Below are 23,534 nucleotides of genomic sequence, written 5' to 3'. Positions count from 1 at the left end.
TATGAGATCTGGAGGTAAAGGCCTGGTGGCTATCCAATGAGTATCGTCGTTGTCGGCGCAGGTGTCGTCGGGCTTGCCTGCGCACTGGATCTTCGGCGCGCGGGCGTCGAGGTGCTGCTCATCGATGAGAGCGCTGGTCCGTCGGCGTCGTGGGGCAATGCCGGCCATATCGCCATCGAACAGGTCGAGCCGATCGCCTCCATGAAGGCGCTGAAATCGGCGCCAGCGCGGTGGTTTCCGCGCGGCGGAGCTCTGGACTTCAGATTCGCCGACATTCTCTCATGGAGCGGCTGGGCGGGACGCTATGTCCAGGCCTGCGCGCCGGACGCTTTCGATCATGGGAAGGCGGCGCTGGGCGCGCTGCTGGAAGACGCGGTTCCAGCCTGGAGACGGCTCGCCGAGGCGGCCGGCCGGCCGAATCTGCTGCGAGAGCGCGGCCACATCGTCGTCTGGGAAACCCTGGCCAGCGCCGAAAAGGGCAGGGCGGCCTGGGGCGCCACGGACATCGGCCAGGCGCGCACGCGCGATCTGCAAGGCGTTGAGTTGCTGGAGGTCGCCAGCCGCCTGGCCATCGCCCCGGCGGGCGGCCTGCGTTTCGAGAACAGCGGCCAGATCAGCGATCCGGGCCTGGCGCTGCGGGCCCTGCGCGAGGCCTTCACGGCCTTGGGCGGGACGATACGGTCGGCGCGGGTCACGGCGCTCCGGCGCGAGGGTGGTCGCGCTGTCGTCGCGTTGGATGACGGCGAGGTTTTGCGGCCCGATCAGCTCGTCCTGGCCGCCGGCGTCGGCAGCGGCGCTTTGATGAGAGGGCTGGGCCACGTTGCGCCCATCGTCGCCGAGCGCGGCTATCACATCGAAGGCGATGTCGGCGCGTGGGGCGATCTGCCGCCGGTGGTCTTCGAGGACCGCTCGATGATCGTCACCCGCTTCGGAGACCGGCTGCGGGCGGCCAGCTTCGTCGAGTTCGCCCGCCAGGATTCGCCGGCCGACCCGCGCAAGTGGGCGCGGCTGCACCGGCATGTCGACGAATTGGGCCTGCCGATGGCGGCGCCGCGCAGCCAGTGGATGGGCGCGCGCCCGACCTTGCCCGACTATCTGCCGGCCATCGGCGTCAGCCGTCGCGCGTCCAACCTGATCTACGCCTTCGGACATCAGCATCTGGGCCTGACCCTGGCGGCGACGACCGGCGAGATCGTCACCGCCCTAGCGGGCGGCGGTGCGACGCCGGTTGACCTGACGCCCTTCGACCTGGACCGTTTCGCGCCCGGCGCCACGCGGCGCGCCAAGGAGATCGCGGCATGACGACCGACATTGGCGGGTCCTCCGCCGAACAGGAACTCGCCGGCCTTTCGCCGCCGCCCGGCCGGCCCGCGCCGATCGACGCCGCCGAGCGCCTAGCGCGCCTGGCCAAGGCGCGCGACCTGACGCGCGCCCTGGGCGCCCAGGCGCTGCTGATCGGGGCCGGCGCCAGCCTGCGCTATTTCGCCGGCGTGGCCTGGGGCGCGACCGAGCGCCTTGTCGCCATGCTGCTGCCCGTCGAGGGCGAGCCGATCATGATCTGCCCGGCCTTCGAGCTGGGTTCGCTGCAGGCCAGCCTAGGGCTCGAGGCCGAGATCCGCCTCTGGCAAGAAGACGAGGCGCCCGGCGCTTTGGTCGCCAAGATGCTGAAGGCGCTGGGGGTCACGACCCTGGCCTTCGACCCGGCCCTGTCGTTCCAGGCCTTCGACGATGTCCGAAAGGCCGCGCCCGATCTCACCGTGCTCAACGCCGCGCCGGTCGTCGATGGTTGCCGGGGGATCAAGTCGCCGGCCGAGCTGGCCTTGCTGCAATACGCCAAGAGCCTGACCCTGGAGGTCCACCGTCGCGCCGCCGCGATCCTGCGTCCGGGGATTACCACCGGTGAGGTCAAGCGCTTCATCGACGCGGCCCACCGCGCTTGCGGGGCCGACAACGGCTCGACCTTCTGCGCGGTGCAGTTCGGCGTCGCCAGCGCCTATCCGCACGGCGTGCCGGGCGAGCAGAGCCTGGCCGAAGGCGACCTCGTTTTGATCGACACCGGCTGCCAGATCGACGGCTACAACTCCGACATCACCCGCACCTATGTCTTCGGCACGCCCAGCGCCGAGCATCGCCGGATCTGGGCGATCGAACACGAGGCCCAGGCGGCCGCCTTCGCGGCGGTGAAGCCGGGCGTGCCGTGCGAGGTGATCGACCAGGTGGCGCGCGACGTGCTTCAGCGCCACGGCCTGGGGCCCGACTACGCCTTGCCGGGCCTGCCCCATCGCACCGGCCACGGCATCGGTCTCTCGATCCACGAAGGCCCGTACCTGGTGCGCGGCGACACGACCCCGCTGGCGGTCGGCATGTGCTTTTCCAACGAGCCGATGATCGTGCTGCCTGACCAGTTCGGCGTCCGGCTCGAAGACCATTTCCACGTCACGCCCGACGGCGCGGCCTGGTTCACCAAGCCTTCGGCCTCGATCGACAGGCCGTTTTCGTAAAGCGCGAACCGGCGAGGGGGCCGGGCGCGCCAACAACAGGGGACTGGACTGATGACCTTCTGGACGCGCCGCAAGGCGCTGGACGCGGTGCTCCGGGTCGAGGAAAGCCGCCGCCTCAAGCCGACGCTCAGTTGGCCGCACCTGATCGCCCTGGGCATCGGCGCGATCATCGGCACGGGCATCTACACCCTGACCGGCATCGGCGCCGAGCGCGCCGGTCCCGCCGTGATCCTGGCTTTCGCGGCCTGCGGCGTGCTCTGCGTGTTCGCCGCCCTGACCTATGCCGAGATGGCGACCATGATCCCGGCGGCCGGCAGCGCCTACACCTACGCCTATGCCGTGCTCGGCGAAGGGCTGGCCTGGATCGTCGGCTGGAGCCTCATCCTGGAATATTCGGTGACCTGCAGCGCCGTGGCGGTGGGCTGGTCGGGTTACATGGTCGGGTTGCTCAAGAGCGCTGGCATCGTCCTGCCGGCGGCCCTGCTGGCCGGACCGCACGGCGGCGGTATCGTCAACCTGCCGGCGGTGTTGATCGTGCTGGCGGTCACCGCCCTGCTGATCCGCGGCGCCAAGGACAGCGCGGTGGTCAACATCGTCCTGGTGGCCATCAAGATCCTGGCCCTGGCCGTCTTCGTGTTCCTGACCATCACGGTACTGAAGCCCGAGAACTTCCAGCCGTTCATGCCCTACGGCTTCGCCTCCGAGACCGTGAACGGCCATACGCGCGGCGTGATGGCGGCGGCGGCGATCGTATTCTTCGCCTTCTTCGGCTTCGACGCCGTCTCGACCTCGGCGGAGGAGGTCAAGAACCCCAAGCGCGACCTGACCATCGGCATCGTCGGCTCGATGGTCGTCAGCACCTTGATCTACATGCTGGTCGCCACCTGCGCGGTCGGGGCCTGGGCCTATAGCGAGTTCGCGCGCAGCGGAGAGCCGCTGGCCTTCATCCTGCGCAGCCTGAACCACCCCTGGGCGGCGGTCGCCATCGCGGCGGCGGCGGTCATCGCCCTGCCCAGCGTCATCCTGGTGATGATGTTCGGCCAGACGCGGGTGTTCTTCGTGATGTCGCGTGACGGCCTGCTGCCGCACGGCCTCAGCAAACTGCATCCCCGTCGCGGGACGCCGGTGGCGCTGACCCTGATGGTCGGCGCCTTTGTGGCGGTGGTCGCGGGCCTGTTCCGGCTGGACGAGATCGCCGAGCTGTCGAACGCTGGCACCCTGCTGGCCTTCATCTGCGTGGCCGTCTGCGTGATGGTGCTGCGGGTGACCAAGCCCGACCTGCCGCGCCTGTTCCGCTGCCCGGCGGTGTGGGTCGTCGGTCCGCTGGCGGTGGTCGGCTGCCTCTACTTCATGATCAGTCTGCCGCCGGCGACGCTGGGCCGGTTCCTGGTGTGGAACGTGGTCGGCATCGTCGTCTACCTGCTCTACGGCCGTCGCAAGAGCTTCCTGAACACGCCCTCGACGGCGAGCTGAGGCCCCGGATCCCGTCGGCGGCGAACGCTGGCCGCCGACGTTCTCCTCAAGGCGCGGGCCGGCGCGGCCCTCAATGCCCGGCGTCGAACCACGCCGGGCGGATCACGAAACCCAGACCCAGCGGGTCAGGCGCGCCGGGATAGTAGTCGGTGCTGATGATCTGGGCGCCCGAGCTGACCGAAGCCTCGAGACGGCCCAGATCGTGGTTGCGGGCCTCGGTCGTGTCGGCGTCGCTGCGGGTGCGGACCAGAAAGCCCTGGGCGACCAGGGCCTTGATCATCGCCTGGGCCGGGCGCGGGTCCTGGATGTTGAACACCGCCGCCTCGGCCTGGTCGTCGGCATAGAGGCCGAACAGCATCCGGTTCTTCAGGGACGGGTGGCCGGCGCGATAGGCCTCCTCGATGCGGGGATTGGCGTCCAGCACCAGCAGGACCTTGCCGCGCGCGCCGTCGACCGAGGGCCAGCCGCCGCCCGTCACGCCGTCGCGCAGGGTGGCGCGCGCGCCCCGGACGTCGTCCGGCGCGATGATCCGGTCACGGCCGAACGCCTTGATCGCGTCGGCGTCCAGGCCGGCGAAGTCAGCCTCCGTCCAGAGCGGCGGGTTCGGGATGGCCGGGTTGTTGAACGGCTCTTCCTTGGTGTTGACGAAGATCACGATCGGCTGGTGATCGGGGTGAGCCTTGGACCAGGTCGCCACCTGCGCGAAGCAGTCCGAGAGGCGCAGGCACAGGGTGCGGGCGTCGACGACCGGGGCGTGCAGCACCTTGGCGCCGGGCGCCGTCATGATCGCGAGCTTGGCCGGGTCGTTGGCGTAGGGGGCGGCGTAGAGGCCGCCGCCGGTGTCGGCATAGGGATCGAATTCCAGCTGTCGGACGCCCAGGTCCAGCTGGGCGGCGATCGGCGGATGGCCGTATTCGACGCCGCGCGAGCGCTCGCCCATCACCTGGCGCTGGTGCGCGAGTGCGGCGGGATCGAGCTCTGGGCGGTAGCTGTTGTGCGAGCCCAGCCAATGCAGGCTGTTGATCTTCGGCGCTTCGGCCGCCTGGCTTGCGAAGGCGACGACGGCCAGGGCGGCGGCGAGAAACAGCGGGCGCATGGCGACCTCATGGGAAGGAAAAGGCGCGGACCGGCCGGTGTTGGACCGGTCCGCGCGAGGTGACGACCTCTAAAAGGAGAGGGCGTTCAGGGGAGGGATCAGAACTTGCCGCGGAGCGTCAGCGAGACCGTGCGGCCCCAGTGATAGATCTCCATCGGCTGGTCCTTGGTCTTGCCGTAGGTGAAGCGGACCTCGTCGGTCAGGTTCGAACCTTCCAGGGTCACCGCGTATTGCGGGGTGATCTGGTAGGAGAGCGAGCCGTCGAGCGAGCCGTAGGGGGCGATATAGGATTGGGCGGTGGTGGTGCTGCCGATCGACTGCAGATACCGCGAGCGCCAGAACCAGCCGAGGCGGGCGCTGATCGGGCCCTTCTCATAGTAGCCGACCAGGTTGTAGCTCTGCTTGGACAGGCCCACGAGGTCGTCCTTGATCTGGCGGTTGCCGGCGAAATAGTTCGCCTTGCTGTCCACCAGGGTCACCGAGGCCTGGACGCCGAAGCCGTCGAAGGGGCCGGGCAGGAACGACAGCGACTGGTTGTAGGCGGCTTCGAAGCCGCGCACCTCGGCGTCGCCGCCGTTGACGCTGGCCGACAGCAGCACATCGCCGCGGCCGGGCACCTGGATCGTGGTGTTCTGGGCGGTGATGTAGTTGTCCATCGTCTTGATGAACACCGCGGCGGTCACGGCCGTGGTCGGGGCCGGATACCATTCCAGCGAGGCGTCGTACTGGTCGGCCAGGAACGGATCCAGGTCCGGGTTGCCGCCCGAGGCCGTCGGCGAGTCGCGGCTGACGGTGATGCGCGGGGCGCTGTCGGTGACGTTGGGACGGTTGACGACACGCGAGGCCGACAGGCGGCCGACCAGGTCGTCACGCAGGTCGAGCTTGACGTTCAGGCTGGGCAGCCAGTTCTTGTATTCCTTCAGATAGCCCACCGGCACCGGCGTCGAGCCGCTGGTCAGCGTGCCGCTCGCCAGTTGCTTGGTCTCGGCGTAGCGGACGCCCAGATTGCCGCTGACCGGCACGCCGCCCAGGTCGAACTTGAAGTCGCCGCGCACGTAGGCGCTGTGGATCTTCTGGTCGACGATGAACGAGTTGCGCAGGTCGGCCGCCGACCACGGCTGAGCCGCCACGGCCGAGGTGTACATCTTGTTGTAGTAGGCGTCGCTGGTCGGGGTGACCCAGGTGCGCGGCGTGTTGCCGGCGAAGTCCTTCAGGAAGCCCGTATAGGGCATGGTCTCGTAGAAGCTGGCGCCCAAGGTGGTCAGCGGCACATTCAGGATATCGTTCAGCACCCAGTCGCGACGCAGGAAGGTGCGGTTCATGTTGTGCTGTTCGGCGCCGAACGCGATCTTGGTGAACCAGCCCGAGAAGACGCGCGAGCCGTCCAGGCGGAAGGTCTCGTCGCTGTCGCGCGAGTCCTTCCAGGTATAGTCGAACGCCTGGCCCACGTAGTTGGCCGGGTTGGTGTAGTCGACATTGGTGGTCAGTTGCGGGATCGCCGTGGAGCCACGCGAGAAGTCGAAGCTCAGCGGCGCGAAGAAGGCGATGCGGTCGCGCGTGGTGGCCTTGCCGTCCGGATGGTAGCTGCGGGCGCGCGAATAGCCGTACTCGGCGTTGAACGCCCAGGCGCCCGGCGTCCAGGCCTGCTTGATGCCGAAGACCGTCAGATCGTGGCGGTTCATGCTGGTCTCGCGCGAGGCCATCCAGCGCACGTTGTTGATCGTGCCGGCCATGACGGTGTCGCCGACGACCTTCTGGCTGCCGGCCACGAACTGCGGCGTCGCGAAGGTGCTGTCGTCCGGATAGATGTCGAGGCCGAACTCGTCGTAGCCGACGTCCAGGCGCGTCACGAGCAGGTCGACGTCGGTCTGGAAGTCGCTGTTGGGCTTCCACTGACCCGAGATGGCGCCGGAATAGAGCTTGCGGTGCTCGGTCTCGACGGTCGGACGCGTGCGGGTGGGCGTGTAGAGGCCCGAGCCCAGCACCGATTTGAACTTATCGAGGTTCCAGCCGACCATGTAGAGGCGGTCGTTGCGCACGTGGCGCTCGTCGTAGAGGCCCGAGGCCAGCAGGCCCAGGGTCTTGTCGGCGTTGGTCCAGCTGTAGAGGCCCGAGACCGACGGGTCGGCCTTCTTGCGCACGTCGCTATAGGTCTCGCGCACCGAGAAGGCCGCCTTCTTGCCCAGGTCGAGGGGCTTGAAGGTCTTGATGTTGATATTGCCGCCCAGGGCGCCCTCGTCCATGTCGGCGGTCGGGGTCTTCACGACCTCGATCTGCGAGATCAGTTCGGCGGGCAGCACCTCGAAGCGGAACTGACGGCCCTTGGCGCCGCCGTTCTCGATCAGGTCGTTGACGGCGATCGAGCGGCCGTTCAGCTCGGTGTACTGGAACTGCGGGCCCAGGCCCCGGACGCTGACATACAGACCCGCGCCGCGCTGGCGGTCGATGGTGACGCCGGTGACCAGCTGCAGCGCCTCGGCGGCGTTGCGGGTCGGGAATTTGCCGATGTCCTCGGCGTTGACGGCGTCCAGGCCGTAGGCGGCCGAGCGCTTCAGGGCGGCGGCGGCCTGCAGGCTCTTGCCGTACGAGGTGATGACGACGGCGTCGACGGCGTCAGCCGGTTCTGCGGCGGCTGGCGCGGCCGGCGCAGCCGCAGCGGTGTCGGCGGCCTGGGCCTGGCCCGCGCCAAGGGCGGCGAAGGCGAGGACGGCGACGGCGCCCGCGCACGGCGCGGACAGGAACTTCGAGTTGGACATGGTATCCCCCGGTCTTTGCTGGGCCCGCGGGGAGGCGCGGGTCAGGGCAGAAGAACGGAGGGGGCGACGCCGAACCTCAGTCCGGCGCCGGTGAAATATTTGCGACGATCCTGTTGAAAAGTCTGGATTTTATCCGTGCCGAGACGAACTGGCGGCGGGAGACAGCGTCAGGTCTCCGCTGGACGTGAGCCGCGCTCGCACGGGCAGCAGGGCCTCCAGGGCGGCGCCAACATCATCCATCCGGCCGATGTCCAGCGAGCCCGACAGGCGCAGATGGGCCAGAGTAGGATCGGTCAGCGACACGCGGCGGCCGGACGCACGCGACAGCCGCTCGGCCGCTTCGGACAGGCTGACATCGGCCAGCACCACGCGGCCGTCGGTCCATGCCGCATCGCCCTTCACGTCGCCGGCCTGGGCGTCGCCACCGACCCCGTCCGCCCCGATATACCGCTGACCTGGGCGCAGCAGCACGCTGGCCGCGCCGGCCTGGCTGACGCGTAGTGAGCCCTCGACAAGCGAAACGGTCAGGTGACCGCCGCCAGCCACGTTGAAGCGGGTGCCCAGCACCGTAAGCGTCCGGCCCGCCGTCGCCACTTCGAACGGTCGGGTCCTGTCGTGCGCGACCTCGAAGAAGGCGTCGCCGGCGTCCAGCGAAACGTCTCGAGCGCGCGCCTTGAAGCGCGTGGTCAGCCGGCCGCCCGGACTGAGCACCACGTGGCTGCCGTCGGCCAGGGTCAGTCGGGCCGAGGCGTGGGCGGGGGCGGCGTAGGTCTCGACCCGCGCAGGGGCCTTCAGGACCACGCCGACGACCAGGGCGGCGGCCAGCAGGGCCAGGCCGGCGATCAGCGGGCGACGGTCCGGCCCGGCCGGACGATCCAGGCGGGCTTCGCGGCGAACCTCGCGGCGCAGGGCGCGGACGGTCGGATCCTCGGCCGCCAGGCCCATGGCCAGCCACACCTCGCGCGTGCGGGCGATTTCTTCGCGCGCCTCGGCGGAAGAGGCCGACCAGGCGTCCAGCGCGGCCTGTTCGGCGGCGCTCAGCGGCCGGGTCAGGCTGGCGGCCGCCAGGCGGCGAGGATCCATGTCGTCGTCAGGCGTCATGCGCGGTCTCGATGGCTTCGCGCAGGCGCGTCAGGGCGTTCATCATGTGCTTCTCGACGGCGCTGATCGACAGGTTCAGGCGCGCCGCCGCCTCGGCTTGGGTCAGGTTCTCGAAGCGGCACAGCACGAAGACCGCGCGCGCGTTCGGGTGAAGATCGTCCAGGGCCGCCACCAGCTTGGCCAGCCGCTGGCGTCCGGCCAGGGCCGCCTCGGCCGTGGGCTCGTCGGTTGGGAGGGCGGGATCGACCTCGACGTGACGTCCGCGCTGGCGTGAGCGCTGATGGCGTTCGTGGTCGACCAGGGCGTTGGCCGCGACCGTGAACACCAGCCCGTCCGGATTGCCCCAGTGCAGGCGCGAGAACCGCTGCGACAGTCGCATGAAGACCTCCTGCGTCAGGTCCTCGGCGTCCTCGACCCCGACCGACCGGCGCTGGAAGAAGCGCAGCAACGGACGACGATAGCGCGACACCAGCGCCTCGAAGCGCGGCGCTTCCAGCGGCGGATTGGCCCGGGCCGACTCGCTGGGCCCATCGGGCGGATCGGCGCGCGTGCCCGCGCCACGGAAGGTCAGAACGCCCATCTCATCCTCGCGGACAGGTACCGGCCCCAGTGATGGATCTCCATCGGCTGGTCGCGGGTCTCGCCATAGACGTAGCGGCGGGCGTCGGTCAGGTTGACGCCCTCCAGGGAAAGGGTGGCGCGGTGGTTCAGCCGCCACGAGGCCGCCCCGTCCAGCGATCCGAACGCCGCCGTGGTGGCCGGCGCCGTGATCGAGCTGCCGATCGAGGTCAGGTACGATCCGCGCCAGTTGTAGCCGAACCGCACCGAGCCCCGACCCTTCTCGTAGAACACCAGGGCGCTCCAGGTGGCGCGCGACAGGCCCAGCAGCGCGTTGCTGATCACGCGGTCGCCGGCGAAGTAGTTGGCCTGGCTGCGCACCAGCGTCGCCGCGCCCTGCACGCCCAGGCCATCCCAGGGCTGGGGCAGGTCGCGAAACACCCGGCTGAACGTCAACTCCAGACCCTGGATCCGCGCCTGGCCGCCGTTGACGTTGGTCGATAGCAGCACCTGGCCGCGTCCGGGCACCTCGATGAAGGTGTTCTGGGCGGTGATGTAGTCGTCCAGCCGCCGGTCGAAGGCCGCGAGGGACAGGGCCCCGCCCGCCGGGAAATACCACTCGACCGATGCGTCCAACTGGGTGGCCAGGAACGGGTCCAGCTCGGGATTGCCGCCATTGGCCGTTGGGGTGTCGCGGGCGACGGTGATGCGCGGGGCGTTGTCGATGACGTTGGGCCGGCTGACCACCCGCGAGGCGGCCAGGCGCAGATAGAGGCGCGGCGACAGTTCGATCTTCAGATTGGCGCTGGGCAGCCAGTCGCCATAGGCCTTGCGCCATTCGGCGGGCAGGGGATCGGAGCCGCTGGACAGCACGCCCCGGGAGACCTGGCGCGTGGCGGCGTAGCGTACGCCCAGATTGCCGTCGATCGGCCAGCCGAACGCGGCGGCCTGGAAGTCGAGCCGGGCATAGGCCGAGCGGATTTTCTCCTCGACCACGAAGGAGTTGCGCAAGTCGGCGGTGGAGGGCGGGCGGGCGGCGACGTCCGGCGTGTACAGCCGGTCATAGAAGGCCTGGGCGTTCGGCGCGACCCAGCCGCGCGGCAGGTCGGACCCGACATCCGCCAGGAAGCTCGAGAACGGCGTCGGGCCGTAGGCGGCGGGGCCCAGGCTGGTCAGCGGCTGACCCAGAAGGGTGTCCAGGGTCCAGTCGCGTCGGCGATAGTCGCGGGCCCGCCGGTGGTGCTCGACGCCAAGCCTCAGGTCGAAGGCGCCGATGGGCCGGGCGAGGTCCAGCTTGACGGTTTCGTCGACGTCGCGGGAGTCCTTGAAGGTGTAGTCGAAAGACTGGCCGACGAAGTTGGCGGGGTTGGCGTAGTCGACCGAGGTTCGCAGGTCCGGGCCGCCCGCCAGGCCGTGGCTGAAGTCGTAGGTCAGGGGCGCGAAGAAGGCGACGCGCGCGCGGACCGTGCCGCGACCGTCGGGGTGGTAGCTGCGCGCCCGCGAATAGCCCCAGTCGCCATCGACCGTCCAGGCGCCGGGCGTCAAGCGCAGATGGCCGCCGAGGGCGACCAGGTCGTGGCGGTTCAGGCTGATCTCGTGCGAGGCCATCCAGCGGACGTTCTCGATCGTCCCCGCCTGGACGGTGTCGCCCTTGATCGTCTGGCTGCCGGCCACGAAGCGCGGGCTCGAGACCGACGGATCGTCCGGATAGATGTCCAGACCGTACTCGTCGTAGTGGGCGTCCAGCCGCGTGGCCAGCAGATCGATATCGAGGCTGACGCTGTTCGTCGGCCGCCACTGCAGGGTGAAGTCGCCCGACGCCATGCGCCGGTCCTCCAGCTCGACGGTCGGGCGCGTGCGGGTCGGGGTGTAGAGTCCGGGACCCAGCACGGACGTGAAGCGGTCCAGGTTCCAGCCGGTCTGATAGAGCCGGTCGTTGCGGATTCGCCGTCGATCGACGACACCGCTGGCCAGCACGCCCAGGCGGCCGCTCGCGTCGACCCAGCTCCAGACCCCCGACACCGACGGATCGACCTTGCCGACGCGCCCCTCGGAGGCGCGCACCGACATCACCGAGCGCTTGCCGCGATCCAGCGGCTTGAACGTGCGCACGTCGATGTCGCCGCCCAGCGCGCCTTCGTCCATGTCGGCGGTGGTGGTCTTGACCACCTCGATCTGGTCGATGACGTCGGCGGGCAGAACCTCGAAGCGGAACTGACGCCCCCGGAAGCCGCCGTTCTCGACGAGATCATTGAGCGCGATGGGCCGACCGTTCAGCAGCACGTTCTGGAACTGCGGCCCCAGGCCTCGGACGCTGACATAGAGGCCCACGCCGCGATGGCGCTCCAGGCTGACGCCGGGCGCCAGCTGCAGCGCCTCAGCGGCGTTGCCGGCGGGCAGGCGGGCGATATCCTCGGCGCTGACCGCGTCCAGCCCGTAAGTGGCGGTCCTCTTGAGGGCCAGCGACCGGTCGAGGCTGGCGGCATAGGCCGCGACCACCGTGACGGCCTCGACCTCGGTCTGGGTTTGAGGTTCCGGGAGCTTCGGGCGAACGGCTTCGACGGCCGCCGAGCGCTCGACCACGAAGACGCCTCGACGGACCTCGCGCACGCGGGCCGGCGCGTCGGCCAGCAGCAGTTCGATCGCCCGGCGCGTCGAGACGAAGCGCGGCGGCTTTCGCCCCGCGCGGTCGACGACAAGATCAGGCGGAAAGAGGATCTGCACGTTCCTTTCGGCGGCCAGCCTGTTCAGGCTGTCGCCAAGCCCGCTCTGCGCGGCCTGCGCCCCACTCGACGCAGCCAGCAGGGCGAGCCCGATCGTGCAAGGGAGTAAGGTCGGGGACATGCCAAGCGGGAGGGCGCGCGGCTCAAAGCCGAGGTTTCCTTAGCGAGCGGGTATGACAGTCCGACGACAGTTCGACGGCCGGCTACTGGTTCTAGAACTTGTCCCAGTGGTCAAAGTCGAAGGTCGTAAAGGTCGCCTAGCTGGGCGCCATGGCCACAGCAGGGTCGGGATTCAGCGCCGCTTCGAAGTATTTGGCTGACTGGTCGTCCCAGCCGTAGCCGTCAGCGGCCAGTTGGGCGCGGTCGTAGCTGGGAGAGGCCTTGAACTGGTCCTTCGAAAGTTCGGCCTGGAACGCCTTGGCGATCGGGTCATGGCGGACAACCGACCAGGGCACGGGGTGATACTTGCCCGATCCGCCCATGAAGCTGGAGCGTTCGACGATCAGGAACGTGATCTGGCCTATGGACGGTTCGATGAAGAACTCCCGCACCGTTCCCAGCTTCACGCCTTTCAGACCCGTCAGGTCCATTCCGAGGATCTCGGAACTCTTGGCTTCGGTCTTTTCCATGGTCGATCCTCCGTCGGCTGGCGTCCGGGCCGCCCCAACAACCTGGGCCGCCGCGTCGCGCGAGGGATAGCGTTCTCACGAGCCGATCGTTGCCCGGCGCGCGCGACTTACGAGATCGACCAGGCTTCCGCGTCCTTGCACGGGTGAAGGTCTCGGCCAGATAGCGATCCTGCGACGGACTCTTGTAGTTCTCGACAAGTTCGTCCCATCGGGGAGCGCCGGTCTTGAGGTCCTCATGGGCTGGCGGGCTCTCGAGCACCGCCCAGCCCAGCCCGGCGGCCTCGATCATGGCGCGGCGCTCGCGATCAGGCGCGGGCCACGCAGCGTGGTTAGGGATCTCGTGCAGGGCCGTGACCACCGTGGCGCAGCCTGTCGGATACCGGCCAGCTAGACCGGATCGGCGGGACCCGGACCAGCGCATGGTTTGCGTCATCGATACGTCAGGGCTTCCTATGGCTTGGAGGCGGGAAGGGGGGTGACCTCGATCGCCGAGACGATCGCCTCGCCCTTGGTGGGGTTGAACGCCAGTGTCAGGCCCTGGTCGCCGGCGTTGGTCTCGAACGTCTTGATCAGCGCCTTGAGCGGACCACCGGCCTGCGCGGAGACGTCAAGATCGCTCAGCATCGGCGCGCCGTTGGCGACGACGTCGAAGCGCCGCTCGTCGCTCGCCAGCTTGGGCTCAACGAAGGTCAGGCTCACGCGATAGCGGCCCGGCGCGACCGGGATCGCATAGGCGAAGCGGCCCTGGCGATAGCTGGCAGCCACGTCGATCTCGTCGGCGCCGCTGATCTGGGCTCGCGCGGCGGGACGTCCGTAGTCGGCCGGGGCGTTGGCCGACTGAGCCTCGCCGCCCTTGAAGAACGCGTCTGAGCCGAAGGTCGCGGACTTGCCCGCGCCGACGATCGCGCCGGCGTCAATGCGGAAAGGCGCAGCGGTGTCGGCGGGGCGCTTCCAGGTGATGCGGTCCTCGACGGAGCGGCCGCCGAAATCGGCGCGGGCGGTCAGGACGTTGTCGCCCGGCGCCAGGCGCACGGCCGGCCAGACGCAGATCCGCTGCGGACAGTCGCGAAGCGATCCCAGCGAGCGGCCGTTCAGCGTCAGCTCGGTCGCCACGCCGTTCGAGTAGACCCGCACATCGGCGACGGGATAGGCGCGATCGACATAGCGCCGGCCGTTGATGTGCACCGTGGGCGTTGTCGCCCAATTGGCCTTGTAGAAGTACCAGGCGTCCTTGCGGATCTTACGGTCGTAGGTGACCAGGCCCTTGGTGTTGATGTCGTCGGCGTCGCCCTCGTGACGGATCGTGGTGGCGAAGTCGAAGGCGTTCCAAAGCCATGTTCCCCAAAGATAGGGGCGTTGCGACAGGGCCGCCCAGGCGGTCTCGTGAATGTAGCTTTCATACTCCTCGGGCTGCGCTCGACCGCGGGAATCGATCGGGCCGCCCAGAACGTCGTCGGTATGGATGGTCACGCCGCCGCCGGCGCCATACTCGGTCACCGACAGCGGCTGGCGCGGACGCTTGGCGCGGAGGGCGTCCAGGTGGGGACCCAGGTCATCGGGCGCGCCGAAGTACCAGCCGAAATAGCGATTGGCGCCGCCCAGGTCGGCGGCCTCGGCGGTGGTCGGGACGTCGACACCGGCGGCGAAGACCCGGCCCTCGCAACACGTCGCCAGCGCCGTGGGGCGGCCAGGGTCTTCCTCATGGGCCAGGGCGTTCAGCGATTTCAGCAGGGGCATCGGATCGGGCGCCTTGCCGTCCTTGTAGCCGGTCAGGAAGGCGGGGAAGGAGTTGCCGAAGTCGACTTCGTTGGCGATGCCCCAGGTGGCGACCGAGGCGTGATTGTAGTTCTGCCGGATCAGTTCCTTGAGCTGCTGGCGCGCGTTCTCGATCAGGGCAGGGGTCGGCTCGAGCGCCCCGCCCAGCGTCCAGGCCGAGACCAGCGGGATTTCGTCCCAAAGCACGAAGCCATACTTGTCCGCCAGGTCGTGGATGACCTGGCCGTGCTGGTAGTGCGTCAGGCGAAGGGTGTTGGCGCCCATCTCGCGCAGGGTGGCCATGTCGTCCTCGACATCGGCGGGGCTGATCGCCCAGCCCTTGCCCTCGCGGTCCTGGTGGTAGCCGACTCCGTGCAGCCGATAGGGCTTTCCATTCAACAGAAAGCCGCGATCGTGGTCGAACGCCATCTGGCGCACGCCGAACGGCGTCGACACCCGGTCGAGCACCTTGCCGTCGGCGGCGACCAGATCGGTCTCCAATCGGTAGAGGTAGGGATCGGCCACGCCGTTCCACAGATGCGGATTGGTCAGCGACAGGGTGACGGGGACCTCTTGGGCGCCCTTGCCGGGGAGGGCCGCGGTGGCGCTGGCCTGAGCGGCCACCCTACCCGCGGCGTCATACAGCTTGGTGATCACGCGGGCGGCCAAGGTCCCCGCCATCTCGTTTCTGAGTTTGGCGCGAACCTGGATTTCGGCCTTCGCGGGCGAAAGCTTGATGGTGCTCGCATAGACGCCGGCGCCGCCGAAATCGAGCATGTCGAAATGGGCGGCGTTGGTGAGGACCAGGCTGACGGGTCGGTAGAGGCCGCCGTGCAGGAAGAAGTCGCCGGTCAGGGGCAGGTTGTCGGCCGTCGAGGCCCCCGGCGCGGGCTTGCTGTTGTCGGTGCGCACGACCAGGAGGTTCTGGCCCTCGCCGCGCAGGGCGTCGGTGGCGTCGAGGCGGAAGCGCGAGAAGCCGCCCTGATGTTCGCCCAGATACACCCCATTCAGCCAGACCTTGGCGGCCCGGCTGGCCGCGTCGAACTGCAGGTAGGCGCGGCGGCCCTCCAGCTTGGGCGCGGCGAACGCTAGCCGGTACCAGCCCACGCCCTGGGTCTTGTTGATGGTCTCGGCCTTGTGCGTGCGCTCGGTCGGACCGGGCAGATAGAGGCCGACCCGGTTCCAGGTGTGCGGCACGGCGACGGACTGCCAGTCATGATCGTCGAAGGCCGGATTTTCCGCGCCGCTCAGGGCGTCGTCCTGGCGAAAGCGCCAGTTCTCGGTCAGGGCGGTCACGGTGCGCGCGGGGGAGCGGGCGACTCGGCCCGGACGATCGCCGGCGTGATGAGGCCCAGCATCGCCGTGGCCAGCAGCAGTCGTTTCATCGGCACGCCCTCCCAGTCGCCACCTTCATGGAGGCGTTGGGTCGAGCTTAGCGCCTGCGATTAAATCTGCCAGATCAATTTTGGAAATTGGTCAGTCAGGTTTCTTGGGTGGTGGCCGAAAAGCGCGCTCGTACGCCAGCGGCCGTCCGGCGCGCTTCCTCCAGCGCCAGCTCCTCGGTGGTGAAAAGCAGGTGATCCATCACGGCGGCGAGGTGGGCGCGCATGGCGGCCCTGGCGGCTTGCGGATCCCGGGCCTTGAGCGCCTCGACGATGCGGCGGTGCTCGGCCACGACGGGGCGGATCTTGGCGCTGCGGGCCTTGTTGTGGAGCAGCGCGCAAGCCGGCGAGGTCGAGCGCAGGCGCCACAATTCCTCGATGGTCAGGACGATCCCCGCATTGCGGGTGGCCCGGGCGATGGTCATGTGGAACGCCCGGTCGGCGTCCTCGGTCACCTTGGGGCGGAGGTTTTCGGCCGCCATGTCATCCAGCAGCGCGTCAAGATGGGCGATCTCGTCGTCGTTGATGTGATTGGCGGCCAGGGCCGCCGCTTCCCCCTCGAACGCCAGGCGCGTCTCGGTGAGCTCGAAGGCGGTGATCGCGAAGCCAGGGTGATCTTCCCGGCCGGGCAGGCGGCGAACATAGGCGCCTGAGCCCACGCGAATATCGATGTAGCCCTGGACCTCTAGCGCAATCAGCGCCTCGCGCACCGCGGGGCGACTGGCGCCGTACTCAGCGCAGAGCTCGCGCTCGGCGGGCAGCCGGCTGCCGACCTCGTAACGCCCAGCGATCAGCTCATCGAAGATGCGCCGGGCCAATCTTTGGTAGATGCGATCTCCGCTCGCGGCGCTGTCAGCGGCGAGGATCGTCCTTTCGGCGCCCCCCTTTGCGCGAGCCATCATCCCGTGTCTCCCCCGTCATCGTCAGCGTTGCTTGGGCGCGTCCGAGCAGTCAGCCGGTCGGCGCGCCCACCAATAGTGGTCTGGATCGCCCCAGTTGTCAGGCAAAAAGAGGTTGACGCTCATCCGTAACCCCAAGAATTGGTAAGACAGATTAAGCGCGATCGATCGGATAGACCGTTCGCTAAAAAACAGGAGGGGAAATGAACAGGCGTCTTCTTTGGATGGCGAGCGCCGCCATGATCGCGGCTTCCGGCCAGGCTCTGGCGCAGACCGCGCAACAGCCGGCCAACCAGGCCGTGGCGCTCGACGAGATCATCGTCACCGCGCAAAAGCGCGAACAGAACCTGCAGGACGTGCCCGCCGCCGTCAGCGCCGTCAGCAGCGAGCAACTGGAAGCGCGGAACGTCGTCCAAGTGACGGATGTGGTCCGCGTCTCGCCCAGCCTGACGGTCACGGAAAACACCAACGCCACCGGCAACAGCATCAACCTGCGCGGAATCGGCACCTTCTCGTTCAGCATCGGCATCGAACCCAGCGTCGCGGTCGTGGTCGATGACGTCGCCTTGCTGCAGCAGGCTCAGGCCTTCTCCGGCCTCAACGACATCGCCCGACTTGAAGTCCTGCGCGGCCCGCAGGGCACGCTGTTTGGCAAGAACGCCGCCGCCGGCGTCATCAACATCGTCACCCAGAAGCCGACCAAGACCCTGACCGGCTCGGTCGGCGGAACCCTGACCAGCGATGGCGAAAAGCGCGTGGAAGGGATGGTTTCGGGCCCGATCTCCGACAAGGCCGGCTTCCGCCTCAACGCCTTCTATGGTGATCGTGACGGCTATATCCGCAACCTCAACACCGGCCACAAGCTGAACGGCGACCGGTCCTACGGCGTGCGCGGCCGTCTCGAGCTGGACCCGACCGACAATCTCAACATCGCCCTGACGGCTTCGCACACGAACACCAAGACCGATGGCCAGGTCCGCACGTTCCGGAGCATCAATCCGGGCGCCGTCGCCTTCGGCGCGCCGCTCGCCCTGTCGGCCGTGGGCCTGACGCCAGGAGACGACAACTACAAGATCCGCATCGACACCGAGCCGAAGAACACCAGCAAGCAGACCATGCTGAACGGTCGCGCCAGCCTCGATCTGGGCGGCGCCAACCTGGTGTCGATTACCAGCTACCAGGACTGGCGCTTCCGCTTCCTGGAGGACCTGGACACGCTCGGCTCGCCGACGCTGCTGAACGCGGCCGACCCGACGAGCATCCTGCCTAGCGGCTCCACGGCCGGCGGCCCGTTCCACTCGACGAACTTCACGCAGGAACTGCGGTTGGTTTCGAGCGGCGCGCGCAAGCTCGACTACCTGTTCGCCTTGTTCTACGCCGACGGGGACTCCGATCGTTCCTACGCGCGCGGCCCGAACGCAGCGACGAGCTGGGCGGCGACCGCGAGCACCAAGACCATGGCCGCCTTCACCCAGATGACCTACCACATCGGTGAGAAGACCCACCTGGACGGCGGTGTGCGCTTCAACCACGAGGTCATCGCGGCGACATTCGTCAACAGCACGCCGACGGCGACGCCGCCGGCCAACAACGCCTCATGTCTGTCGGTCTGTTCGGGCAAGGCCAAGGACGACCACGTCACCTACAAGGTGGCGCTGCGCCAGGACCTGGCTGAAAACGTCATGGCCTATGCCTCGCTGTCGACGGGCTACAAGGGCCAGGGTTTCGACATCTCCACCGGCTTCAATCCTGGGCGGGCGGCCAAGCCGGTGCGTCCCGAGACGAGCAAGGCTTACGAGCTAGGCCTTAAAAGCCGGGTCCTGGAAAACCGCGTCCAGCTTAATGTCACGGGGTTCCTGACCGACTTCACCGACTTCCAGGCCCAGGGCGGTGTCACCCAGCCCGACGGCACGATCGTGCCCCAGCTGAGCAATGTCGGTTCGCTGCGCAGCAAGGGCGTCGAGGTCGAGATCTCGGCCAAGCCGGTGCGCGCCCTGCGCATCGACGCCTCGGCCGCCTATACCGACGCGACGATCCGTGAATTCGCCAATGCGCCTTGCTACACCAATCAGACGCTCGCGCTGGGTTGCCGGCCCGTGGGCGCTTCGAACTTCCAGGACCTGTCGGGCAAGTCCTTGGCCAACTCGCCGAAGTTCAAGTACTCGCTGGCTGGCGCGTACGATGTCGCGTTGCCGAGCCTGCCCTTCGACGGCTTCGTGACGGCCGAGTACACGCATCAGAGCGCGGTCATGCTTGACCTCCTGGGGACACCGATCTCGCGTCAGAAGGCCTATGGCGTGGTCAATGCCAGCATCGGCGTCGCCGGCCGCGACGAGGGCAACTACCGGGTGGCTCTGTTCGTCAACAATCTGTTCGACCAGCACTATGCCAGCTCTCTCGGCTATACCGGCTCGTCCAACGCCGGCGCGGTCGCTCAATTGCTGCCGCGAAACTCCAAGCGCTATGTCGGCATCCGCGCGCGGATGGGCTTCTAGGCGCGAATCTTAGCGCGGTCGATTGCACCGCGCCCTCCCGGGATTTCCTCCCTCTTCCTGGGATCCTCGTCGCCTCTGCGACCGGCGGCGCGCCTGAATGGCGCGCCGCTTTTTTTGTCGCTGCGGGCGCTTGGCGTGGCCGGGACTCCTCCCTGCGGCGATTCCTGCTAGACGGTCAGCGATGGCGAAAAACAACAACAAGGGTGTCACGATCATCGACATCGCGCGCGAAGCCGGTGTCTCGATCGCCACGGTTTCTCGCGTTCTCAATCGCGGAGAAGGCGCCGGGCCAGAGGTTCGCGCCCGGGTCCTCGAAATCGTCGAACGATTGGGCTACCGACCGAACGTTTCCGCGCGCGCGCTGTCGGGGCGGCGCAGCTACCTCATCGGCGTCATGTTTCTTCGTATGGGCGCCTACCACTATGTCGGGGAGGTTCAGCTCGGCGCGATGAACGCCTGTCGTCGCGCCGGCTACCATCTCGTCGTCGAGCAGGTCGAAACGCCCGAAGGGGTCACCACGCCTGAAGCCTTGGGCATGATCCTGCGCGACGCGGCTTTTGACGGCCTCGTCCTGACCCCCCCGCTCTGTGACGATCCGCAGCTGCTGTCCGCGGTCGAAGATGCAGGCATCCCCTACATTCGCCTGGCGCCCAATAGCGATGTGGAGCGCTCGCCCTATGTTTGGATCGACGATCAGGAAGCCGCACGCGAGCAGACCCTGGGCCTGTGGGAAATGGGGCATCGCCGCATCGCTTTCATCGGTGGCCCCTCCGATCACCGCGCCGCCGTACAGCGACGGGAGGGCTATCTCGCCGCCATGCGAGACTGTGGCGTCACGGTTCCCGATGAGTGGATCGTCCTCGGCGACTTCTTCGGCATGTCGGGCTTCAGCGCGGCGGAAGCACTTTTGGCCTTGGATCCGCCGCCTACGGCCATCTTCGCTGGCAATGATGAAATGGCCATCGGCGTCCTGGCGGCGTTGACCAAGCACGGTATCGGCGTGCCCGAGCGCATGTCGGTCGTCGGCTTCGACAATTCGATGGCGGCGCAAACGTCCTGGCCGCCGCTGACGACGGTTCACCAGCCCATCGCGGAGATGGCCGAGGCGGCGGTGGACATGCTTATCGCGGGCTTTGGCGACAAGAGATTCCGCGCGCGGATCCTGGAGCGCAAGCTCGACTATCGACTGGTTTCCCGTCAGTCCGCCGCGCCACCCGGCGACTAAGTTCCCGTTTTCACACGCGTCTAGGCATCGATCGCCAAAAAGAGGCCTGACCAATTTCGATTATTGTAGAAAACGTTTTCGTACAGCGCTACAACAACGCGTCGCCGCCACAGAAGCGATGAAACACGAGGCCTTCATCGGAGGGCCCGGGGGAAACGAGGGGATTCATGCCAAGCGCACGACATCCAGCAAAAATTGGTCAGGCCTCTTTGCCTGCGCCCAGGCTTGTCAGGTCCGCGGCGCGCGCCGCCCTGTCGGACTCGTCCCCTGAACGCCGAAGGATCATGACCCTGCATCGCTCCCTGACACTTGCCTCAAGCTTCGCCGTTCTGGCATTCGCCTTCGCCGCTCAAGCCGCCGCGCCTTCCGACCGTCCGTGGGCTGACGCTAAGCTTTCGGCTGACCAACGCGCGGCGCTCCTCGACAAGGAACTGACGCTGGATGAGCGGATCAGCCTGCTGCATGGGCCGATGGCTATGCCGGTCATGGGCTTCCAGGTTCCGCACGGCGCGATCGGTTCGGCCGGCTATATCCCTGGCGTCCCGCGCCTGGGCGTTCCAGCCCTGCAGGAGAGCGACGCGAGCCTCGGTGTGACCAATCCCTTGAACGTGCGGCCAGGAGACGGCGCGACCGCCCTGCCTTCCGGCTTGGCGCAGGCGGCGACCTTCAATGCCCGCCTGATCTACGAAGGCGGCGCGGTTGTTGGCCGCGAGGCCCGAGCCAAGGGGTTCAATGTGCAGCTGGCCGGCGGCGTCAACCTGGCGCGCGATCCGCGCAATGGCCGCAACTTCGAATATCTGGGCGAGGACCCGTGGCTCGCCGGCTCTCTGGCTGGCTCGGCGATCAAGGGCATTCAGGACCAGGGCGTCATATCGACGATCAAGCATTTCGCGCTGAACGGTCAGGAGACTGGCCGCATGACCGCCAACTCGGTGATCGAGGAAGGCGCCCACCGCGAGAGCGACCTCCTGGCGTTCGAGATCGCCATCGAGAAGGGCCAGCCCGGCTCGGTGATGTGCGCCTACAATCTGGTCAATGGCGACTATAGCTGCGGCAACAGCCACCTGCTCAACACCGTGCTCAAGCGAGACTGGGGCTACAAGGGCTGGGTGATGTCGGACTGGGGCGCGGTCCACGCCACCGACTACGCCATCAAGGGCCTGGACCAGCAGTCCGGCGAGCAACTGGACGGGACCACCTGGTTCGGCGAACCGCTGAAGGCGGCCGTCGAGAAGGGGGAAATCTCCGCGGCGCGTGTTTCGGATATGAGCCGTCGGATCTTGCGCTCGATGTTCGCCGCCGGCCTCTTCGACCGCCCCGCCGCCAAGTCCGAGATCGATTACGCCGCCAATGGCGCAGTAAGCCTTGAGGCCGCGCGAGAAGGCATCGTGCTCCTCAAGAACACCGAAGGCCTGCTGCCGCTGGCCAAGACCGCCCGGTCGATCGCCGTGATCGGCGGCCACGCCGACGCTGGCGTGTTGTCAGGCGGCGGCTCCTCCCAGGTTGTGCCGCCCGGCGGCGCCAAGACGATCATTCCCCTGGGCGGGGAGGGGATGATGGCCCAGTTCCGCAGCCAGTACTTCCACCCGTCCTCGCCGCTGGCCGCCATCCGCAAGATGGCGCCGCAAGCCAAGGTGACCTTCGACGACGGCCGCTATGTCGCCTCGGCGGTGGCCGCGGCGAAGGCCGCCGACGTGGTGGTGGTGTTCGGCAACCAGTGGATGGGCGAGGGCGAGGACGCCGTCGATCTGTCTCTGCCCGATGGCCAGGACGCGCTGATCGCCGCGGTGACGGCCACCAATCCCCGGGCCGTGGTCGTGCTGCAGACCGGCGGGGCCGTGGCGATGCCTTGGCTGAAGCAGGCCGGGGCGGTTGTCGAGGCTTGGTACTCGGGCGCGCGGGGTGGTGACGCCATCGCCGACGTGCTGTTTGGCCAGGTCGACGCCTCCGGCCGCCTGCCCGTGACCTTCCCAGCCTCGCTAGCCCAATATCCGCGCGAGCGCCTCCCGGGCCTGGGCGCGCCCGAAAAGACCCGCTTCGACGTCGACTATGTCGAGGGCGCCGAGGTCGGCTATCGCCGTTTCGCCAAGACGGGTGACAAGCCGCTCTTCGCCTTCGGCCACGGTCTTTCCTACACGACGTTCGCCTTCTCGAACCTGAAGGTCGCTGGCGGCGACACCCTGACGGTCAGCTTCGACGTCGCCAACACGGGCGCGCGAGCCGGCAAGGCGGCGCCGCAGGTCTATCTGACCGGTGCGGGCGGCAAGGCGCTGCAGCGCCTGATCGGCTTCGACAAGATCGATCTCAAACCCGGCGAGACCCGCCGCGTCACGCTTGCCGCCGATGAGCGGCTGCTGGGCCGCTTCGACGTCAAGACCAATCGCTGGGTGATCGACAGGGGCAGCTACCAGGTCGCGGTCGGCGCGGCCTCCGACGATCTGGCCCTAAAGGGCGCCGCCGACCTCAAGGGCGCGACCCTGAAACCCTGATGTCCCCGCTCGCGGCCGGCCGCCGGCATGCGCCTAGAGACTCATTCGTGGAACCTGAAACATGAACATGGTGCTCGTCGATCAAGAGAAGGTCCTGGTCCTTCGCCGCGCGCTGCCGGCGGTGACCAAGGTCTGGCTCCAGGAAGTGCTGGGCGTGAGCGAGACGACTTGGCGGTCTCTGCGCGATGGGAGACCGATACGGCAATCGACGTACAATCGGTTGCTCGCCAAGCTCGAAAGGACGGTTGGACGCGACATGGCTCGCACGCTCTAGCGGCTAGTCATCAGCGGAGCGAACGAGGTCCGGATAGGCTCTGCGCTGGCCTTATTGGCCAAGCGCCAGTGATGATGCTCACTTGGAGTCGGGTCGATGACATGGACGCATCTCGGACCGTAGAGGCAAACTGATATCGTTGAGCACCGACAGTACGGCGTGTGGTGGCTCCCAGGGA

Annotated in this window: 15 protein-coding genes and 1 pseudogene; 7 read left to right on the top strand and 9 right to left on the bottom strand. The window is 68.0% G+C overall.

What is annotated here, in order from left to right:
- The first annotated feature begins 36 nt into the window (after nucleotides 1-36).
- The 3 genes from CSW62_RS15610 to CSW62_RS15600 are packed head-to-tail and all read left to right on the top strand — an operon-like array spanning nucleotide 37 to nucleotide 3,974.
- Complete coding sequence (locus CSW62_RS15610; protein WP_099579335.1) at nucleotides 37-1,302, top strand: FAD-binding oxidoreductase; 1,266 nt, start codon at nucleotides 37-39, stop codon at nucleotides 1,300-1,302.
- The gene (locus CSW62_RS15605; protein WP_099579333.1) at nucleotides 1,299-2,501 is read left to right on the top strand and encodes a Xaa-Pro peptidase family protein; all 1,203 of its coding nucleotides are present in this window, start codon (nucleotides 1,299-1,301) and stop codon (nucleotides 2,499-2,501) included. The genes CSW62_RS15610 and CSW62_RS15605 overlap by 4 nt, the downstream gene beginning before the upstream one ends.
- A 51-nt stretch (nucleotides 2,502-2,552) precedes the next feature.
- Nucleotides 2,553-3,974, top strand: a complete 1,422-nt coding sequence (locus CSW62_RS15600) for an amino acid permease (RefSeq protein ID WP_099579331.1) — start codon at nucleotides 2,553-2,555, stop codon at nucleotides 3,972-3,974.
- Nucleotides 3,975-4,044: 70 nt separating this feature from the next.
- Here CSW62_RS15600 and CSW62_RS15595 read toward each other — a convergent pair whose 3' ends face one another.
- The 9 genes and pseudogenes from CSW62_RS15595 to CSW62_RS15555 form a co-directional block, all read right to left on the bottom strand.
- Complete coding sequence (locus CSW62_RS15595; protein ID WP_099579329.1) at nucleotides 4,045-5,070, bottom strand: phosphatidylinositol-specific phospholipase C domain-containing protein; 1,026 nt, start codon at nucleotides 5,068-5,070, stop codon at nucleotides 4,045-4,047.
- A 98-nt stretch (nucleotides 5,071-5,168) separates the two neighbouring features.
- Nucleotides 5,169-7,826 (bottom strand): TonB-dependent receptor, encoded by a 2,658-nt coding sequence (locus tag CSW62_RS15590; protein ID WP_099579326.1) that lies wholly within the window; start codon nucleotides 7,824-7,826, stop codon nucleotides 5,169-5,171.
- A gap of 129 nt (nucleotides 7,827-7,955) precedes the next feature.
- Nucleotides 7,956-8,927 (bottom strand): FecR family protein, encoded by a 972-nt coding sequence (locus CSW62_RS15585; RefSeq protein ID WP_099579324.1) that lies wholly within the window; start codon nucleotides 8,925-8,927, stop codon nucleotides 7,956-7,958.
- A complete protein-coding gene (locus tag CSW62_RS15580) occupies nucleotides 8,917-9,507 on the bottom strand; it encodes an RNA polymerase sigma factor (protein WP_099579322.1) in 591 nt (196 codons plus the stop codon). The genes CSW62_RS15585 and CSW62_RS15580 overlap by 11 nt, the downstream gene beginning before the upstream one ends.
- The gene (locus tag CSW62_RS15575) at nucleotides 9,495-12,329 is read right to left on the bottom strand and encodes a TonB-dependent receptor (protein WP_099579320.1); all 2,835 of its coding nucleotides are present in this window, start codon (nucleotides 12,327-12,329) and stop codon (nucleotides 9,495-9,497) included. Before CSW62_RS15575 ends, CSW62_RS15580 begins: the two co-directional genes overlap by 13 nt.
- 136 nt (nucleotides 12,330-12,465) lie before the next feature.
- Nucleotides 12,466-12,837 (bottom strand): PRC-barrel domain-containing protein, encoded by a 372-nt coding sequence (locus CSW62_RS26995; RefSeq protein WP_099579318.1) that lies wholly within the window; start codon nucleotides 12,835-12,837, stop codon nucleotides 12,466-12,468.
- 190 nt (nucleotides 12,838-13,027) lie between these two features.
- Nucleotides 13,028-13,258: pseudogene (locus tag CSW62_RS27505) on the bottom strand (mannonate dehydratase); the annotation flags it as partial.
- Between the two features lie 29 nt (nucleotides 13,259-13,287).
- Nucleotides 13,288-15,888 carry a glycoside hydrolase family 2 TIM barrel-domain containing protein gene (locus tag CSW62_RS15560; protein WP_199170617.1) on the bottom strand — a complete coding sequence of 867 codons (2,601 nt, stop codon included), beginning with the start codon at nucleotides 15,886-15,888 and terminating at the stop codon, nucleotides 13,288-13,290.
- Between the two features lie 184 nt (nucleotides 15,889-16,072).
- Nucleotides 16,073-16,876, bottom strand: a complete 804-nt coding sequence (locus CSW62_RS15555) for a FadR/GntR family transcriptional regulator (protein ID WP_099579313.1) — start codon at nucleotides 16,874-16,876, stop codon at nucleotides 16,073-16,075.
- Nucleotides 16,877-17,076: 200 nt separating this feature from the next.
- On the opposite strand from CSW62_RS15555, the gene CSW62_RS15550 reads away from it, so the two are divergent.
- From CSW62_RS15550 to CSW62_RS15535, 4 genes are all read left to right on the top strand, one after another.
- Entirely contained in the window at nucleotides 17,077-19,368 is a 2,292-nt protein-coding gene (locus CSW62_RS15550) for a TonB-dependent receptor (protein ID WP_099579311.1), read from the top strand.
- Nucleotides 19,369-19,549: 181 nt separating this feature from the next.
- Entirely contained in the window at nucleotides 19,550-20,593 is a 1,044-nt protein-coding gene (locus CSW62_RS15545; protein WP_099579309.1) for a LacI family DNA-binding transcriptional regulator, read from the top strand.
- A gap of 284 nt (nucleotides 20,594-20,877) precedes the next feature.
- On the top strand, nucleotides 20,878-23,082 hold the full coding sequence (locus CSW62_RS15540) for a beta-glucosidase (RefSeq protein ID WP_199170616.1): 2,205 nt from the start codon (nucleotides 20,878-20,880) through the stop codon (nucleotides 23,080-23,082).
- A gap of 61 nt (nucleotides 23,083-23,143) precedes the next feature.
- Nucleotides 23,144-23,356, top strand: a complete 213-nt coding sequence (locus CSW62_RS15535; protein WP_099579307.1) for a hypothetical protein — start codon at nucleotides 23,144-23,146, stop codon at nucleotides 23,354-23,356.
- Nucleotides 23,357-23,534: the final 178 nt, after the last annotated feature.

Origin of the sequence: Caulobacter sp. FWC2 (assembly GCF_002742625.1) — a bacterium.
Taxonomy (GTDB): Bacteria; Pseudomonadota; Alphaproteobacteria; order Caulobacterales; family Caulobacteraceae; genus Caulobacter.
Note: the sequence above shows the minus strand (reverse complement) of the source record. Positions and strands in the feature narration are given on the sequence as shown.

Coding starts and splice junctions, on each gene's coding strand:
- CSW62_RS15610 (WP_099579335.1), top strand. CDS start 37: ATGAGTATCGTCGTTGTCGGCGCAGGTGTCGTCGGGCTTGCCTGCGCA.
- CSW62_RS15605 (WP_099579333.1), top strand. CDS start 1,299: ATGACGACCGACATTGGCGGGTCCTCCGCCGAACAGGAACTCGCCGGC.
- CSW62_RS15600 (WP_099579331.1), top strand. CDS start 2,553: ATGACCTTCTGGACGCGCCGCAAGGCGCTGGACGCGGTGCTCCGGGTC.
- CSW62_RS15595 (WP_099579329.1), bottom strand. CDS start 5,070: ATGCGCCCGCTGTTTCTCGCCGCCGCCCTGGCCGTCGTCGCCTTCGCA.
- CSW62_RS15590 (WP_099579326.1), bottom strand. CDS start 7,826: ATGTCCAACTCGAAGTTCCTGTCCGCGCCGTGCGCGGGCGCCGTCGCC.
- CSW62_RS15585 (WP_099579324.1), bottom strand. CDS start 8,927: ATGACGCCTGACGACGACATGGATCCTCGCCGCCTGGCGGCCGCCAGC.
- CSW62_RS15580 (WP_099579322.1), bottom strand. CDS start 9,507: ATGGGCGTTCTGACCTTCCGTGGCGCGGGCACGCGCGCCGATCCGCCC.
- CSW62_RS15575 (WP_099579320.1), bottom strand. CDS start 12,329: ATGTCCCCGACCTTACTCCCTTGCACGATCGGGCTCGCCCTGCTGGCT.
- CSW62_RS26995 (WP_099579318.1), bottom strand. CDS start 12,837: ATGGAAAAGACCGAAGCCAAGAGTTCCGAGATCCTCGGAATGGACCTG.
- CSW62_RS15555 (WP_099579313.1), bottom strand. CDS start 16,876: ATGATGGCTCGCGCAAAGGGGGGCGCCGAAAGGACGATCCTCGCCGCT.
- CSW62_RS15550 (WP_099579311.1), top strand. CDS start 17,077: ATGAACAGGCGTCTTCTTTGGATGGCGAGCGCCGCCATGATCGCGGCT.
- CSW62_RS15545 (WP_099579309.1), top strand. CDS start 19,550: ATGGCGAAAAACAACAACAAGGGTGTCACGATCATCGACATCGCGCGC.
- CSW62_RS15540 (WP_199170616.1), top strand. CDS start 20,878: ATGACCCTGCATCGCTCCCTGACACTTGCCTCAAGCTTCGCCGTTCTG.
- CSW62_RS15535 (WP_099579307.1), top strand. CDS start 23,144: ATGAACATGGTGCTCGTCGATCAAGAGAAGGTCCTGGTCCTTCGCCGC.